The sequence below is a fragment of the Leuconostoc sp. XM4 genome (assembly GCF_055698815.1).
Genome location: NZ_CP134507.1, coordinates 1,591,948 through 1,607,990 on the forward strand (window position 1 = coordinate 1,591,948; position 16,043 = coordinate 1,607,990).

The 16,043-nt window shown below is 40.0% G+C and carries 14 protein-coding genes; all 14 read right to left on the reverse strand.

Features of this window, described 5'->3' with window-relative positions; genetic code table 11:
• Position 1 precedes the first annotated feature (1 nt).
• The 14 genes from RHP64_RS07975 to RHP64_RS08040 all read right to left on the reverse strand — a co-directional run bounded on the left by RHP64_RS07975 (position 2) and on the right by RHP64_RS08040 (position 16,033).
• Complete coding sequence (locus RHP64_RS07975; RefSeq protein ID WP_128684494.1) at positions 2–472, reverse strand: phage holin family protein; 471 nt, start codon at positions 470–472, stop codon at positions 2–4.
• Between the two features lie 4 nt (positions 473–476).
• The gene (locus RHP64_RS07980) at positions 477–716 is read right to left on the reverse strand and encodes a hypothetical protein (RefSeq protein WP_128684495.1); all 240 of its coding nucleotides are present in this window, start codon (positions 714–716) and stop codon (positions 477–479) included.
• Positions 717–797: 81 nt separating this feature from the next.
• Positions 798–1,220 (reverse strand): hypothetical protein, encoded by a 423-nt coding sequence (locus tag RHP64_RS07985; protein WP_128684496.1) that lies wholly within the window; start codon positions 1,218–1,220, stop codon positions 798–800.
• Positions 1,221–1,236: 16 nt separating this feature from the next.
• Complete coding sequence (locus tag RHP64_RS07990; protein ID WP_462785015.1) at positions 1,237–7,476, reverse strand: phage tail protein; 6,240 nt, start codon at positions 7,474–7,476, stop codon at positions 1,237–1,239.
• On the reverse strand, positions 7,473–8,300 hold the full coding sequence (locus tag RHP64_RS07995) for a phage tail domain-containing protein (protein ID WP_462785016.1): 828 nt from the start codon (positions 8,298–8,300) through the stop codon (positions 7,473–7,475). Before RHP64_RS07995 ends, RHP64_RS07990 begins: the two co-directional genes overlap by 4 nt.
• Positions 8,300–12,028: a phage tail tape measure protein gene (locus RHP64_RS08000; RefSeq protein ID WP_462785017.1), complete on the reverse strand. Its 3,729-nt coding sequence runs from the start codon at positions 12,026–12,028 to the stop codon at positions 8,300–8,302. The genes RHP64_RS07995 and RHP64_RS08000 overlap by 1 nt, the downstream gene beginning before the upstream one ends.
• On the reverse strand, positions 12,015–12,251 hold the full coding sequence (locus tag RHP64_RS08005; RefSeq protein ID WP_061399460.1) for a hypothetical protein: 237 nt from the start codon (positions 12,249–12,251) through the stop codon (positions 12,015–12,017). Before RHP64_RS08005 ends, RHP64_RS08000 begins: the two co-directional genes overlap by 14 nt.
• A 92-nt stretch (positions 12,252–12,343) precedes the next feature.
• On the reverse strand, positions 12,344–12,793 hold the full coding sequence (locus RHP64_RS08010) for a tail assembly chaperone (RefSeq protein WP_462785018.1): 450 nt from the start codon (positions 12,791–12,793) through the stop codon (positions 12,344–12,346).
• Positions 12,794–12,835: 42 nt separating this feature from the next.
• Positions 12,836–13,432: a phage major tail protein, TP901-1 family gene (locus tag RHP64_RS08015; protein WP_128684501.1), complete on the reverse strand. Its 597-nt coding sequence runs from the start codon at positions 13,430–13,432 to the stop codon at positions 12,836–12,838.
• Positions 13,433–13,445: 13 nt separating this feature from the next.
• A complete protein-coding gene (locus RHP64_RS08020) occupies positions 13,446–13,811 on the reverse strand; it encodes a hypothetical protein (RefSeq protein ID WP_128684502.1) in 366 nt (121 codons plus the stop codon).
• The gene (locus RHP64_RS08025) at positions 13,808–14,170 is read right to left on the reverse strand and encodes an HK97-gp10 family putative phage morphogenesis protein (protein WP_462785019.1); all 363 of its coding nucleotides are present in this window, start codon (positions 14,168–14,170) and stop codon (positions 13,808–13,810) included. The genes RHP64_RS08020 and RHP64_RS08025 overlap by 4 nt, the downstream gene beginning before the upstream one ends.
• A gap of 1 nt (position 14,171) precedes the next feature.
• On the reverse strand, positions 14,172–14,474 hold the full coding sequence (locus RHP64_RS08030) for a hypothetical protein (protein ID WP_462785020.1): 303 nt from the start codon (positions 14,472–14,474) through the stop codon (positions 14,172–14,174).
• Positions 14,474–14,821 (reverse strand): phage head-tail connector protein, encoded by a 348-nt coding sequence (locus RHP64_RS08035; RefSeq protein ID WP_462785021.1) that lies wholly within the window; start codon positions 14,819–14,821, stop codon positions 14,474–14,476. The genes RHP64_RS08030 and RHP64_RS08035 overlap by 1 nt, the downstream gene beginning before the upstream one ends.
• Positions 14,822–14,860: 39 nt before the next feature.
• Positions 14,861–16,033, reverse strand: a complete 1,173-nt coding sequence (locus tag RHP64_RS08040) for a replication protein (RefSeq protein ID WP_350355937.1) — start codon at positions 16,031–16,033, stop codon at positions 14,861–14,863.
• Positions 16,034–16,043 lie beyond the last annotated feature (10 nt).

The window sequence follows — 16,043 nt, forward strand, 5'->3', positions numbered from 1 at the left end:
TTTATTTTTCCTTTCCTATTTCTGTAATGTTTGCTGCTTCTGGTTCTGTTTCAATCTTTTTCAACTTGACGTGATATTCATCTTCAACCCACTTGGATAGGAAACCTGGAATATCAATACCGGCTAACTGCATGTTGGCGTAGATAGACTTCAGCATATAAGACCCGATGATCATAGTCACAATGAATGAAATGACATCAAATATTAATGGGTCAAAATAGAAATCACGTCCACCTAGATGTGTTGGAACAATTGAAATTAAGATTGTGAAACCCCAAATCACGACCGGCATTAAAGCCAATGGGATAGATGTAATCAATCCACCTAAACCGCCACCGCTAGTACGTGCTACATTGTTACGTTTACGCCACAATGAACCTAAAAATGTATCAAAAAAAACCAAAATAAAAAGGACTGCTGTTTCAGTAGCCCCATTTAAATTAGCAAATAAATATTTTAGAATAGCATCCATTGGGCTAGCCCTCCGCTTCCGCAGGCTCTTCTGCAATCAACGCTTGAATTTTAGTCTTAGCAGCCGCCTTAATGTCGGCTTCTAAAGTGGCGGAAGTTGGATTGATGCCATCATCTGTTGTTACTTGCAAGTTTCCGTTTAAATTGTTAGGAAATGTCCCTGCGTTGAATGAAACCGAAGCGTACTTCAACGTTAACTTACCATCGACAAAATTAAATTGTAAATCTCCAACTGTCATATTCATGATTATTTCTCCTATGTGCTTTTATTTATCGGGCGTCGCACCCACGCGGTAGTTTCTTTCAGCATACTGGCTTGTAACTGTTCAAGCTTCTAATGCGTCTAACAAGATATCGTACACGGTTGCGTCCTGGCCGCTAAGTTTTTCGTCATAGTCATATAGAGCATTTTTTAAACGATTAAATTGATCCTTTGTAGCTTCGTTGAATATAGCTTCCTCTTGACGTAAGTCTGATTGCGCATTGGTAAATTCAGCATGCTTTTTTTTAGAATATTCAGCAGCTTCAGTTTCGTTCAAGTCTTCTTCTGAAACGAAAACGACCCGCCCTTCATCATTAACCCTGCCGCCTAATTCTTCAGCCAAAGCCACTTCGTCAGATTGTAATTCATTAATAGCGTTGCCAATTTCCTTGTTTAATTTTGTTCGTGCTCTTGAAGCAGCACCCACTAAATTAATTTTTCCTAGAAATTCAAATATTGGTACTAAATTATACTTTTTAATATTCATTTTACTTTCCTATCTTTCATCTCATTCCAAGTTTCCCGAGCATTGTATACAAGCTATATACCTGCCCTTTGACATAGAATAATACGTCCTGTGTTTGGTCCGTACCGAACCCCGTGCTATTGCTCCCATCCATGAATCCAAACCACTTTGCTCCGGTCGATATACTCATACCTTGAGTATGAAGGGAACGTGTTCCTTCTGCATATGCCCCTGACAAGGTAACGCCACCTGAAAAATCCGCATATCCTTTATGAAACGTCTTATTATCAAAAATAAATTGGTCGCTGGCGTGCCAACCTTGTAATTCTCCTTTATAGCCAGCTATTAAGTCGCTATCCCATCGTAATTTCAAATCATAACCTCCACTTTTATTGGAAACGCCAAATCCCATTCCATCACCGCCGTAGAAATCGGAACCGCCAACCCAATGGGAATCCCCTTCGTTAGTTGTTCTATAGCCATTCAATCCAAACATAATATAATCAACGTTGGTGTGTTGTTTGTCTTTTTGATGACCTATCATGCCGACATTTTCATGAGTGGCGCTATATATTTGAGTAAATCCATTAGCTACTCTGGTCATACCCCCGGCACCGTCCAACGTCATCCCATTTACGTTAAACAGAGCAACGGTTCCAGGTGATGTAACTGTCATACCACTGCTGGTTATTGCCGTGCTTCCGTAAACACCATTCCAGTTTGATTGAATAAATGAACTGACATTACCAGCCAATTTAGCCACGTCTAACTGTGCAATTTTGGCACTGGTAATTGTTGCATCACCAATCTGTGCTGAACCTATAGCACCGTTAGCAATCATTGCTGATTGTATCCATGCTGTACCTTTAATCTGGGTGTTAGGACTATCAATCGTCACATTCTTACTAATGAGGCTCATTTGAGATGCATTACCAACAATGCCACTGGTAATTTTACTGATATTATCAGTGATACCTATAGACCAATTGTCTTTAAACAGTGATAATACTGTAGAACTGCTAGACGTGCCATACGTTGGTGTGTATGGTGAGGCTTTGGCCCCCGTATTCAAAGATGGTCTAGTTATATAATCAGTAGCATTAGCTGATGAGTGTGCAATAATAACTGATACAAATGCTGTATTAGCAGGTGCTGTCTTATTTTCCACTACATACTTTTGAATGCCTTTATATGCTGTTCCATCTATAATGTTTCCTGCACTGGCTGTAGTTAACAGTTTCCTACTTGAATCCCAAAACCCAATTCTATAATCAAGTGCTGTTGATACCGTAGGTGCGGGTGAACGTCCTGCAACAATCGATGCACTAAATGCTTTCCCAGCACTAGTAGATACTAATGCACTTGAATACCAGGTACCTACTGCATAAGACACTACCCTGGAACCATTTACAACCGGCCAATCTGCAAACCCTGTAGCTTTTGTGGCGCTCCATGCTTCTGCTAACTGTGAACCCGTTGAACCACCATTAGTTAGCCTATAAAAGGTACCATTTAGTGGGTCGAACTCTGAATTAACTACCATGTTGGTTGATTCAACCTGTGCCAATATACCATTAGCTGTTTGAGATATAGTTGAATTTAATCCGTTAACTGCACTCGTGATAGAGCTTTGAGTAAAGTCTTTGGAGCTTTGCAATGTGTTTGAATCGCCCTTAGTTCTATCAGTTATTTCTTGCGTAATCTGATTAGCTGTTTGAGTTTGCTTGCTTTGCAATCCAGAAATGTTATCAGTCGCTGTGCTGATATTCCCTTCGGCTGTTTGAACGCGAGATGTTACAGAATTGATGTTCTTGCCCTGTTGCGTTACTGTGTTAGTTATTCCATCAATAGTAATTTGCTGTGCAGCTACCTTGTCATTGTTGTTATATGGACCGGCTACATAATCACCTGTAGTAGCACCAAACATCAACATTGGTTTTCCAAACGAAATTTGTCCAGATACGTTCCAAGCCAAGCACAAGGAAACATATTTGACACCTGTTGTTAAAGTTCTATTATCGTTAGAAAATTTTTTAAACGTTCCGCTCAGTTGTCCGTTCGGAATGTTATACCCCCAACTATCAACTGTGTTCCTATTAGCATCGTACGTTCTAATATAAAGAGCCAACGGTGTACCGCTACTTGGCGGTGAAGGCATGGCGGCGGTTATCGCAGCCGACACTTTAAGTCCTGCATAAACGGCTATTGGATCAGAATATATCCAGTCTCCTGATTTACTTTGGTCATGCCATACCCACATCGCCCCTGTACTTGTTTCAACACCATTATTCCAAAGTTCATTGGTAACAGATTTACCCCAAGGGCTCCCCACATGCCACCCGGAATAATCGGGATTGAATTGAGAATTGTTAACCAAATTGTTTTGATTCAATTTATTAACTGTGGTTTGGACTTGCGTCACAGTAGTCGTAACCGCTTGAGCATCCACTTTTATTTGAGCAATTTGTGCTGTGTAATCAGACTTGGCAGCGTTTAAATCTGATGTTGTAGCTCTTAAAGTAATGTCATTAGCATTCTGGGAAATTTTAGTTTCCGCGGCGGCTACTCTGTTATCATTTGAAGTCTTATACGATCCAATTGTAGTAACAGCAGAATTCGCGGTTTGTTGCGCGTTAGAAACGTCCGTTGACAACTGTCCGGTTTTGGCGTTGTAATCACTTTGGCTAACCTTAGTAGTAACATCTTTAGCTGTCTGAATAATATCAGATTGCGCTTTAGATATTCTTCCATCTGCGTCAGTTTTGTAAGCGTTTAAACTAGTAGTTGCTTGATCTGCGGTTAATTGAGCCTTGGCGGTGGCCCTGTCTATATCTTCGGGAGCTTGCGTCCAAGGGTAAACTAGGTTTCCGGACATCAACCGCATGTTGTAAATATTTACAGTTCCCGTTGTTGGCACATTGTCGAATCGAATTCCCATATAAGGAACACTCGAAACTCCCGACCAATTACTATTTATATTAGCAGTTAATATAACCGTACCACTGGTGTTGTCACTTGATATAACGGTGTATTTTCCACCGATACCAAAAGGAGCTATGTTCCATTGAGGAATGAATTGTCCAGATGGATTAGTTCCTGTAAATTCCCAATCAAATATCAAAGTGTAGTAGTCACTAGTCTTTTTGAACTCTTTATATAGTGCGTCCAAGGAAGATAGAGTTATTTTATATAGAGCTTTCGATTGGTTGTTTGCATTAGCGCCAACCGTAGAGTTCTTATTAATCGTACCCATGAGATAGTTTCGCCCACCTACGGCCAGATTGTTGACTTTAGTAACAGTAGCATCAAATCCGTCAGCTCTCTGTTGAAGCGTAGAAATATCTCCACTTTGCTGTCCTTGTTTAGTTTGAATTGCGCTAACGGTTGTTTTTACACCATTCGTGTCAGATTCTATAGTCGTCATTCGCGAATCTTGATCACCATCTTTTTGCTTGATAGCGACAATATCTTGCTTCGACTGGTTGGCTGTCTGTGTTATGTTGTTGACGTTAGTTGTCAACTCACTAGTCTTAGCGTTGTAATCACTCTGACTAACTTTAGTCGCCACTTGACTAGTTGTTTGCGTGATATCTGACTGCGCCTTACTAATTCGACCATCTGCGTCCGTCTTATAATTAGAAATTTCAGTGCGAGCGGTATCGGCAGTTAATTGCGCTTTTGCAGTTGCTTGCTCACCATCTTCTGGAGCTGGTGTCCACGTATTGCTAACATTACCAGACTTCATAAACAAATTAGAGTAAGTAATTTGATTACCAGAAGCCATCTGGCTGTTGATTCTGAAAGTAATACCAGTAACGTCTTTATCCGCAACCAACATTTGAGCCCATAATTTAAAGTTGATTTCAATGTGACCATTTTTTTGGTTTGCTGGAATTGTTTTATAATTCGATTGCCATGGAGATTGATTGAAGAAAACTCCAATCGTCATATTGGAAGAAAGTACATCTTTTAACGACCAATCAAATGATATTATATAGTCAGCATTTGCTACACCCCAATTTTTAAGAGGTTCATATAACAATGCGCTATTAAAAAAATCCTGATTGTCCTTGCCGTTAGAAGTTTGTGTCTTAGGGTTTCCGGTATCTAAGATATAATGCCGATCGCCAGTAGATAAGTTATTAACCTTAGTTACTGTTGCGTCGAAACCATCGGCGCGTTGTTGCAAAGTGCTAATCGAACCCGATTGTTGACCTTGTACCGTCTGTAATTGACTTACAGTTTGCTTCGTTCCACTGGCGTCTGATTCAATCGTGTTCATTCTAGAATCTTGTTGGCCATCTTTTTGATTAATGGAAACAATATCCTGTTTGGATTGATTAGCAGTTGTGGTTGTGGTATTTAATTGAGTAGTTAAATCACCAGTTTTCTTATCGTATTCTGTTTTTTCAACTTTAGTACTCAAACCATTTAAAGCTTGAGTCGCTGTTGATTGTGCAGTAGATATTTTACCATTAGCTTCAGATTTATTTTGACTAATTGTTGATGTCAAACTAGATGCTGTGTCATCAATTTTTTTATTGATTTTTCCATCAGCTGTTGTAGCTGCATCTATAGCATTTTGTTTTGCTGTGTCTGCATATCCTTGCGCCTTAGTATCTAAAGCAGATACTTGATCTTGACGATCTTTTATTTCTTTAGTTATATCTTTAGAGATACTGTTTTTTGCATCGTTGACATAACCTTGTGCTTTAATGTCTAATGCGCTTACAGCAGCAGTTCTATTAGAAACCTCTTTTTGTAAATCAGATGATAAAGCCGTTTTAGCATCTGCTATGTTCTGGTTAGCTGTGTCTAAGGTGTCTTTAGCAACTGTAGCTGTGTTATCCTTAGCATCTTGTAAGGCTTTATCAGCCATTGCTTGTGCCTTATTGTTGAAGTCACCATCTTTGATAGCTAAATCAGCCTGCGACTCGGCAATGTCGTTCATCACCTCTTGTTGGGAAATATTGTTCTGTTCGATTGCTGCGGCAGTGTTTTCATTTGCCTGTGCTATCGCTTCACTTACGCCAGCCTCGATTTGCTCACCCATTTCTGGATCAATACGTTTTTCCCAGTAGTACGTTCCGTCTGCTTTTTTAGTATAGATGTATAATACTCGTCCATCGCCGCTTTGGACCCATGCAAGATCACCCTGGTTGGCAGTTTTTGGTAAATCGTTAATGTCATTTAGATAATATGATTTGTTCTTTCCATTTGCCGAAATTAAAGCAATGTTAGCATCTGTTGCTGCCTGTCCAGCAGAAATCACTGCATATTCTACCTTATTCGCTATTGAAGCGTTAGCATCTTGATATTTTTTCGTTAATCCAATATCCCCAGCTGTAACACTATAACTAATACGTGTACCGTCAGCAGCAAATTCATCGTCGATACTGATAATGCGAATTCTTTGTTTGAAATCTAGGTTCTCGTCAACGGCAGTAAGCCAATCACCGACATTAGCCATTTTGTAAGGATACCCAGCGACAGATAAATCATATAAAGACAAATGAACGGAAATAGAGAAACTACCATCAACTTGGGATTTGACAGCATCTAATAGATTAGATTCAATTGTATAGCGTTGGTCGTCAATAGGTTCTGCTTGTAATTTTCCGTACACACTAGCTAATGGGCTTGTGTAGGTCACGTGCAACCTATCACCAGTCATATTTTCTTGGTTCGCGTAAGCTCCAAAACCTTCACCATAAGTGACAAAACTTGATGCATCATTTTCTATTGTCATATCGGACAAGTTGAAACCATATCGAACAATAGTAGATAGATCCGTTCCAATGTTTTTAAATATTGAAACAAGCGTACCATTTATCTCAAATTCCCCCTCAATGCTAGTAATAATGTCATTGAACAAGGAAAGCTTATTCTTCATCCCCCAATTGTCTTTTGCGATTGCATTAGGGTTGAAATTGAGTGCATAAGTATATCCTGCGTCAGCAAATATTTGATCTAAATACCACTTAATCGTGTGGCTGCCGCTGGTTTCTGAATAGAGAACATTTTTTGCCATGTCCCAGAAAAACTTGTGAATTGCATCGAACGAGACACTATTATCGTTATCATTACGTTCAAAATAAGTGACTATATAAGGTTCATTGTCAAATTCAAGCGACCAGCCTTTGTCAATTTTATTTAATACATCATCGCCATCATACAACGTACCAGTTAGTGATTTTTCGCCGTTCAGCGCACTTTTACGTTGTATAGTTCCAACCGCAAGGAACTTATTACCGGTGATATTTTTAAATGTAATCATAGGTACAACTCCTTGTAGTCGTGAATTTCAATCGTTGCCGTAATAGAGCAGGCGATGGCTACTGTGCCGCTTGTGGACGGCTCTAGTACAAAGTATTCAAGATTGGTGTTGTCATTGACTGACAGCGTGTTTTTGAGATTATATACGCCACCTATCTTGAACACGTCGCCACTTGCCACAGTTCCACTATAAGTCCATGTTCGCGAACCTATTTTGAGAGAAATAGAACTTGCTACCTGCTTAGCAGTTAATTGTATGTAAAAAGGCACCTCCAATTGAGATGCCGTGACTGTTCCTGCATAAGGTATCGCATTTGTAATAGTAGCCGTTTTTGGTTTTGATTCTCCAAATGGTAATACAACCGTTATGAAACTAATGCTTAACTTATAAATTTGGTTATTATTGACACTCCCAGCTAATTCTGGTGCAAACGTGTCCTCAAGTGTTACATAAAAGCGCTTGTTGCTTTCCACACCACCTGTTTGTCCTAACTTGTTGCCCGTTGTTTGCCCTGGTCTCTCAAAACCATATTGAGCAGCATCAGAATAGATTGGTGTGATGTAATAGGGTGTTGCACTGCCTAAAAGCTGATACAACCAATTACGTTTAGCTTCATACTCCGATTGGCTACTTGTTTGCATATAACCAGTGTAAATTAACTTTTTCTCCAGATAGCCGCCGCCAAAATTCAATTTCCCGTTACGCCCTTTGAAAGATATAGTATTTGCAGCAAGACTAGGCGTACTTTCATCGAAATCAAAGGTGACAATGTTTTTACTGCTTAATCTCACACTCGTCGCGTTGTTTGTAATCAATAAATCCATTAAATACCTCCTGTAATCAATTTTGTCGTAGCCTGCCTACGTGCATTTTTACTGTTGACCGTCGTCGTAATTTTATCTCCAACGATTTCGTTGTGAACTTCAAAAACCGGTGCTTGTGTTGATTGTTCAGAAACCTCATCGCTTAATGCAGATAATCCACCATTTATTTGTCCGGCTACTCCTGTACTACTTGCTGTTAGTTGAGCACTAGCCTCATACTTTTGTTGTCCAAACTCATCAGCAATCTGTCCGGCATAAGATGAAACCGACTTTTTAACGTCAGCAAAGTTTGCATTTAAGGAGCTTCCAAATCCACCCATAATTGCAGTACCGGCGGGAATAAGCAATTTTTTATCATAACTAATCGGCCCCTTATGGGCTTTGATCCAACTAGCAATACCACCAACGAAAGAAGTTATAGCTCCCCAAACAGACTTCAAACCATTTAAGAAACCGTTCATGATTGCACTACCAGCTCCAAACAAACTAAAGTTCATCGCCCCCATAATTGCGCCTTTGACACTGTTCCATATTCCAGAAACCCAACCAACTACACCGCCCCAAGCGCCACGTAAACTGCCAAACGCATTACTTGCCATGCTGCGTATTGTTGCTACAATACCACTCCAAGCTCCAGATATTGCGTTTCTTGCTGAATTCCATATTCCACTAACAAAACCTGATATGCCAGACCAAATGCTCCGCAATGCATTGAACGCAGAACCAGCCATAGACGATACAACAGAAACAATAGCAGACCACACGCCTGATATAATTCCTTTGGCTGTGTTCCAAATAGATGAAACAACTCCCGATATGGCAGACCAAATTGATTGTAATGTGTTTACAGCATTGCTTGCCATCGAGCTAACAATACTAACAATCGCGTTCCAAACCGAAGAAACGACAGACGATACCGCATTCCATATTTCAGATACAATTGCTATCAATCCATTCCATATAGACGAGACAGTATTAACAGTTGTGGTTACTATCGTTGTAATAGTCGTTAATATTACATTCCATACCGCACTAGCTACCGCCAAGACACCGTTCCATATTGCGCTTATGATTCCAGTGAAACCGTTCCAAACAGCCATAATAGCATTAACAATTGTCGTGATTACCGTTACCAACACATTCCATATTGTAGTAAACAAAATGACGTTTGCTTGCCAGAATATAGAAAGAGCTGCCGATAAATTTGCCCACACGGTTTGAACACCAGAAACTATTGTCACCATCACGTTATTGATGCTTTCCCAAATAGAACTGAATATTTGTGTTAAGCCAATCCATATATTAGAAATAAAATCAGATGCTTCCATCCATAAGTTTTCGCCTATTAATACAGCTGTTTGCCAAGCGATCACAAAAGTATTTCCAATATCTTGAAATATAGAAACCAAATTAGCTAATGATGACTGTAAAAACGACACAAAACCAGCCCACAACGCTTGACCGGTTTTAGTCATTGTAAAGAAATAAATCAAACCGGCTACTAAGGCGACAACGGCGGTAACTACCAATCCTATAGGAGTGGCGACAAGGGCTGCGTTAAATAGCATCATTGCAATTCTTGCTGTTTCGATAGCTGACTTAACACTTGTTATGATGGTTACAACAATTGAATAAGCCTTAAAAGCAACTAATAGAGCACCGGCTGTTACAACAACAGCTTGGATAATATCTCTGACTGCTTGTATTTTCATAGCAGCAGAAATAAAATTAGCCACCGCTGTTATAACAGTCCCTATAATTGTTACAACATTACCAATGAATTGACCAACATTTACAAATACTTGACCAGCTGTTCCGGCACCCCCAAATGATTGTATTGTAGATTGAATAACAGACCACAATGCAGAAACAATTGAAATAACAGCTCCAATTACAGCCGTGACTGCATTCCAGGCTGATTGTATTGCTCCTGTCGATAAAAATCCGGTGATTAACGAAACCACTGAATCTCTAACCACTCCAACAACGGTTTCTACAACGGATAAAACAGAACTAACAGACAACCAAGACGATTTGACTGATCCAGTGTTACTTATAACGGTAATAACGTCTGTAACAACATTACCAAATGCTATAACGATATCCATAAGAGCGCTAAAAACAACAACGACAGTATCTGAAAGTTTATTAAAGTTCATTCCAGTTGTCACCTTAGAAAATGAACTAATAGCATTATCAGCAAAACTTTTGAAACCAGAAACGGCAGTATCGACAAATGACATAACTGTGTTTTTAATAAAATTAAACGCAGGTGCTAGTGCTGTTTTAAACGAGTTAGCTAAGTTTTGAATAGTCTTTCTAAATTGTTCGCTAGTGTTATAAGCGTAGACAAAAGCAGCCACTAATGCAGCTATCGCCAAGACAGCAAGACCGAGCGGGCTTATAAACAAACCTTTCAAAGCTGTTCCAACAGTTTTCATAGCACTGCCGATTTTAGTTGCTGCAGTTAAAAAACCTCCTAAAGCAACAGTTACCGCGCCAATAACAGGGGCTAATCCAAGAAACCCCCTTATTCCGCTAGCTATAGCACTATTAGAATACGTTGCCCACTGAAGTGCGTTATTTACCATATCTACCCAAGCGCCATTAATTGCCTTTGCTGCAGTTTGAGACGCTATCGACAAACTATCCCAATTACCACCAACTTGTTCTAGATGTGATCCTACGTTTTTTTGCATCTCCGTTGCTTGACCATCTAAAAATCTCGATGCTGTAGCAGAATCTGATGAAGCGGTTTGCATTGCTTTGCTATACGCATTCCAACTTGTAGTTGTGTTGTTGGTTTTATCCTTAACAGATTTCATCAAGGGCAGAATAGCAGCCATTCCGGATAATCCAAACATTGATTTCAGGGCTGCAGCTTTTTGAGATGATGTCATACCATCCATCGAGTTGCCTATTTCATTCAATATTTGTGGTAAAGGTTTCATATTACCTTGTGCATCATTGAAATTAAGTCCCAATGCCGCTGCTTGTTTTGCTGCTTTATCAGATGGAGCTTGCATTGAGACCAATGCGTGGTTTAAGTCTAGCGATGCTTGTGCAGCACTGAAACCTTTGTTGGTCAGCAATCCAATAGCTTCAGATGTATCAGTCATGCTGATTCCGGCATTAGATGCAGTACCACCAATAGTTGCCAATGCCTGTTGCATGTCCTCAATTGACGCGTTAGAAAGGTTAGCTGTTTCCGTAAGAATAGCAGCGGCTTGCTGTGGACTTTCCAACGAGTCGCCCCAAATGTTCATCGATTGTTGAACAACAGAGGCAGTCGTCTGCAAGTCAGCCCCAGCAGCAGTGGCCGCTTTGGCAATCGCTGGAAATTCTTTCTTGATTGTACTGATTGAAGCTCCATCACGAGCCATTGCAACCATGGCATCTGCAGCATCTTGAGCACTTATTGGTAAGGTTGCTCCCATTTTAGCAGCCACATCAGAAAGACCTTTAATATCCTTTGATGTTCCACCTGCAATAACCGCGGCTTGGTTCAATGATTGCTCAAAGCTTCCGAAACTTTTTAAAGATTTAACTCCTAAAGCCGTTATCGCCGCCCCTGTTACCGCTAACGTTTTACCAATGCTAGAGATGGCCTGGCTTGTACTGCTCATAGCACTGCTGGTAGAACTGGAGAGTGATTTCATCGCTGATTGATAGTCTGATATATCAGCTCCAACGTGCGCAACAACTTCTCCACCATTATATGTTGCCATTTTCACCCCTTTCTCCACCAAATGCAGTAGCTACTTTGCTATACAACTCAATTCGTTTTTGCTTGACAGTTTGTGCCTCTTCTGGCTTGTATGCCTGTTCGAGTAAGCGTTCCTCTTTGGCACGATCAAATACCTTTTTAAATTTAGGTTTCTTCGCATTACTAAAATATCCTATATTTGCAGCTAATACAGCTAAACGTTCACGTTCATCAATGTTAGCCATTTGCACACCTTTAATTACCGCATCCAACTCCCATCGATATAAGGTTAAGACCCAATCAATATCAAATATCCCGAATCTTGCACATGTCTCGATTAGAGATTGTCGTTCAACAATTTCAGAATACGTTCGATGGCCGCCACTTGTTGCTTTACCTCTGCCGTTTGTTCCTTCTTTTTCAGATTCGGAAGGGCTTCCTCGATGTTCTCCTTCTGCGTGATGATTGATTTCTTGAAAAAACCGCTATTTTTCAACTCATCCTTCAATTCGTCTAGCGTTTCATCAATCTTTTCACCTTCTTCAGTGATTTCATCAACCGCATTAAATATGTCATTTTCTGATGCCTTGCCAACATTTCCAGCAACTTTAATGATGTCAACAATTACTGATGTGTCACCCATCAGGATACGAGTAAATAGATTTGTTGCACCGTCCCCTAAGTTGTTCCCGTTGTCATCAACGTTGCTAAAATCTCGGTTAGCATTAAACAAGGCCTTAAAGTTGAATTTCAAAGTTGATGTGTTCTTACCGATTGTTACTTCCATGATTTAATCCTCTTTCAATTGTTATGTAGAGGGCATATGCCCTTATTGTCCTAAGTCGTCAGATCCAAAGTCGCCAGTAGTTTCACCAGGGCGTTCGAATTTGGCTAACTCTTCCAATGCTGATAATTGTTCATCAGTCAATGGGAATGTGCCGTCGGTCAATTTACCGATGATATTTAATGTGTAGTCAGCACTAACTAAATCGTCCCCATCATCAATATCGAGACTATCGACTACTCCATAGCCAAACATTGCGGGAAATGCTTGATGGGTTTGTGCTGGTTCGGCGTCGTCTTGCTCTTGTACAGCGAAGCGTTTATCTACGTTGACCCGCCAAACTTTCACTTGGTGTCCGTTGTGTTTTGCATCTTTGATAATGTCGATTGCCTTGTCACCAGGCACAACGTATGTTGACAATTCAATAGAATCTTCATTAGTTGAAGGCATAACAACTCGTCCAAACTTTGTTTGTTCATCAATTGAGTCGCCTTCAATACTTGTTGATCCATCTGTTTGTGCTGCAGGTAAAATTGCTTTACTTCCAACTGCTGCGCTCGTTGCTTGAATGAAGTACCAAATCTTTTTACCTAATGTGGGCGTACCTTTTGTGGTTTCAACACCGTTATCTACATATGCCATGTATATATCTCCTTTAAATAATTGCTGTCACAATAAAAATCACATGATAGACATCTCGTCCTACCGAATCGTCGGTAATTGTGTTTGATGTCACTCGTGTGATTTGTGGTGTGGCGTGTTTAATTAGTGATTTAACGTTGTAGATTTCGTCTTCCAACGCTGTTCTACTATCGATTGAGTAGAATAGATCAATTTGTAAATCTGTTGTTAGTACCTCATAACCATTCTTTCCAGAGGGTGCGTCATCATCAAAGTGAGTACCAATCACAATGAATGGTTCAGGTACTGTTGCATCAGGTAGTCGTGATTTAACTGGAATGTCGCCAGCTTTAAGACTGTCACGGATACTATTTATCAACGTATTCATTGGTGATGTCATCTAAGCCCTCCTTTCAGCAAGTTTTGAAGCTTTTGAAATAGAAACGGTGACTCTTGTTTCACGGCTGGTCGCATAAATGATTTGCCTGCCATCTTACGCGTACCAAATTCCTGATAAACAGAATATTCAGCACTTGAAGTAACGTCTGCACTTAACATTCCGGTCTTTTCAGAAGCAATGTGTTGCTTCAAATATCCGGTGTCGACAGGGGCGTAACTTTTAGCTCTTTTTTCAACACGGTTGGCGGTATTTAGAATAATATCTCCGGCCTCTCGCTGAATAATCGATGGCTGCCTATTAAACTTTTTTATCAAATCGTCAGCACCATCAAACGTGATTATCATTTTTGATTTAGCCATATTACACCGAACCTATAATAACAACCGTATTTTTTCGCGCTTGCTTGATAGCTTTCGGTTTACGTTTGATGACACCATCTACAACACCTATCAGAACATAGTCCATATTTGGAACTTTATTCTTAAAGTGGACTACTTGAGCTCCTGATTCATACTTGCCAAAGACGCCTATATTTAATTCATCACCGGCATCAGTAATACGGCAAGGTAAATAATCAGTGGTAACAGGCGCGACTTCATCGTCCCAACCATCATTGTTTTCCTTTTGATTGTAAATGATTCTGATGCGGTCATTGTATCTCATCAGACAAACCTCGCAATACCGTTGCCACCCTTTTTAGTGCGATATTTGTTGAGATAAACAGCATAGTCAGAAACATCATCATCAGACCAGGTAGCTGATACATCACTCTCACTAGATGATTTTTTACCCTCATCACCAATTCGGTTGAAACGCCGTACCGTAATTTCACGTAGTAGCCATGATATTTCGGTAGGATATGTCGCGATATTGTTTCCATCTTGATTGATGTAACTTAACAACCGTGCTTCATTATCTTCCAACAATAGATTTAATAGATCATCTTGTTTAGTGTCGCCAATGGAAACCAGCAGTTTAACTTTTGTTAAATTGTCCGTTTTATCGACCATAGTTCCTCCCTAATGGGTTTCGCACCCCATTCAACAGATTTACGCGTCTGTGTCGTTAACTAATGCTAATAAATCAGCTTTTACGGTGTTTGGTTGGTAAGACACACCGTGTGCATCTAACCACACCTTAATCTCATCGACAGTATTAGCGTCAGTTGGTTTGGCTGACGTTTCATTAACTGAGTTATTTTCATTCCCACCACTGGATGTTCCTTTCAAAGCAACAGGAACAAATTCATCATCAAGCTTTGACTTATAAGCAACAACTCGAATATTACGTGGGTCAACACCATCAGCAATATCCCAAGTGGTCCCCTTTGCCAATTCTTCCGTGATAGTTGTTTGGCCTGCTGGTTTAAATGTCTTGGCCAAAGTTGTACCGTTAACGTGAGTTGCTGAAACACGCTTACTTACAACTGAATCACGTCCACCTTGCTTCAATGCTTCGTGAACCACCTCCGTTGAATGTGGAACCGTTGAATACGAAACCGCTCCTGAACCGTAGATGTAAGCCGTAGCAATACCACCTTTTTCCAAAGGGATATCATCGTCAACAATGACTTCCATGTTGTTATAGTAGTTGATTGGTGTTACAGAGTTCTGAGGTTGAATCGTTTCAATCATTCCTTGGAACTTCATCTGTGAATATGTAGATGAATTAACTGCAATCTTTTTAAAAGATTGGTCTTGCAAATCACCCAGTAATCCAATAGCTGCCAAGAAACCTTTGGGTCCAAAAGTTGGTGTCGCCGGTGACACAACAGTTTGGTCAAATAACTTTGTGTTAGCAACCTCAGTATTTAAAAAGACACCTTGTAATGTTGAATTCAAAATAGCTTGATCAACATTGTTCCAATAGTTTGCAAAACGGCTCGCGATAGTTTCGGCAATAGGTGCTCCTGAAACTAGTCGTGAAATTTCAGTTGAACCAAAAGCCTTGGCTTGACGAAACTTAATCGCACGTTGTGAACCAGTTGTAAGATTATCAACGTCGATATCATCAGTATCAGTCCATGCTTGTGGATCGCCTGACAAATCATTTATAAATGGAATAGTAATTTCATCCCCTGGTTGTAATAATTGATTTCCAAGTTTATCATCAGGAACCATAATTCCTGATTGGATAAAACGATTAGTTTTTAAAATAGTATTTAATACATATTTGTCAAACACTACTGGAATAATAGTATTTGCTAAATTCGTTACTGCCATAATTTATTTC

What these genes read in the sequence shown, in the direction of transcription:
- RHP64_RS07975 (WP_128684494.1), bottom strand. Translation starts at nt 472, where the DNA reads ATGGATGCTATTCTAAAATATTTATTTGCTAATTTAAATGGGGCTACT.
- RHP64_RS07980 (WP_128684495.1), bottom strand. Translation starts at nt 716, where the DNA reads ATGAATATGACAGTTGGAGATTTACAATTTAATTTTGTCGATGGTAAG.
- RHP64_RS07985 (WP_128684496.1), bottom strand. Translation starts at nt 1,220, where the DNA reads ATGAATATTAAAAAGTATAATTTAGTACCAATATTTGAATTTCTAGGA.
- RHP64_RS07990 (WP_462785015.1), bottom strand. Translation starts at nt 7,476, where the DNA reads ATGATTACATTTAAAAATATCACCGGTAATAAGTTCCTTGCGGTTGGA.
- RHP64_RS07995 (WP_462785016.1), bottom strand. Translation starts at nt 8,300, where the DNA reads ATGGATTTATTGATTACAAACAACGCGACGAGTGTGAGATTAAGCAGT.
- RHP64_RS08000 (WP_462785017.1), bottom strand. Translation starts at nt 12,028, where the DNA reads ATGGCAACATATAATGGTGGAGAAGTTGTTGCGCACGTTGGAGCTGAT.
- RHP64_RS08005 (WP_061399460.1), bottom strand. Translation starts at nt 12,251, where the DNA reads ATGGCTAACATTGATGAACGTGAACGTTTAGCTGTATTAGCTGCAAAT.
- RHP64_RS08010 (WP_462785018.1), bottom strand. Translation starts at nt 12,793, where the DNA reads ATGGAAGTAACAATCGGTAAGAACACATCAACTTTGAAATTCAACTTT.
- RHP64_RS08015 (WP_128684501.1), bottom strand. Translation starts at nt 13,432, where the DNA reads ATGGCATATGTAGATAACGGTGTTGAAACCACAAAAGGTACGCCCACA.
- RHP64_RS08020 (WP_128684502.1), bottom strand. Translation starts at nt 13,811, where the DNA reads ATGACATCACCAATGAATACGTTGATAAATAGTATCCGTGACAGTCTT.
- RHP64_RS08025 (WP_462785019.1), bottom strand. Translation starts at nt 14,170, where the DNA reads ATGGCTAAATCAAAAATGATAATCACGTTTGATGGTGCTGACGATTTG.
- RHP64_RS08030 (WP_462785020.1), bottom strand. Translation starts at nt 14,474, where the DNA reads ATGAGATACAATGACCGCATCAGAATCATTTACAATCAAAAGGAAAAC.
- RHP64_RS08035 (WP_462785021.1), bottom strand. Translation starts at nt 14,821, where the DNA reads ATGGTCGATAAAACGGACAATTTAACAAAAGTTAAACTGCTGGTTTCC.
- RHP64_RS08040 (WP_350355937.1), bottom strand. Translation starts at nt 16,033, where the DNA reads ATGGCAGTAACGAATTTAGCAAATACTATTATTCCAGTAGTGTTTGAC.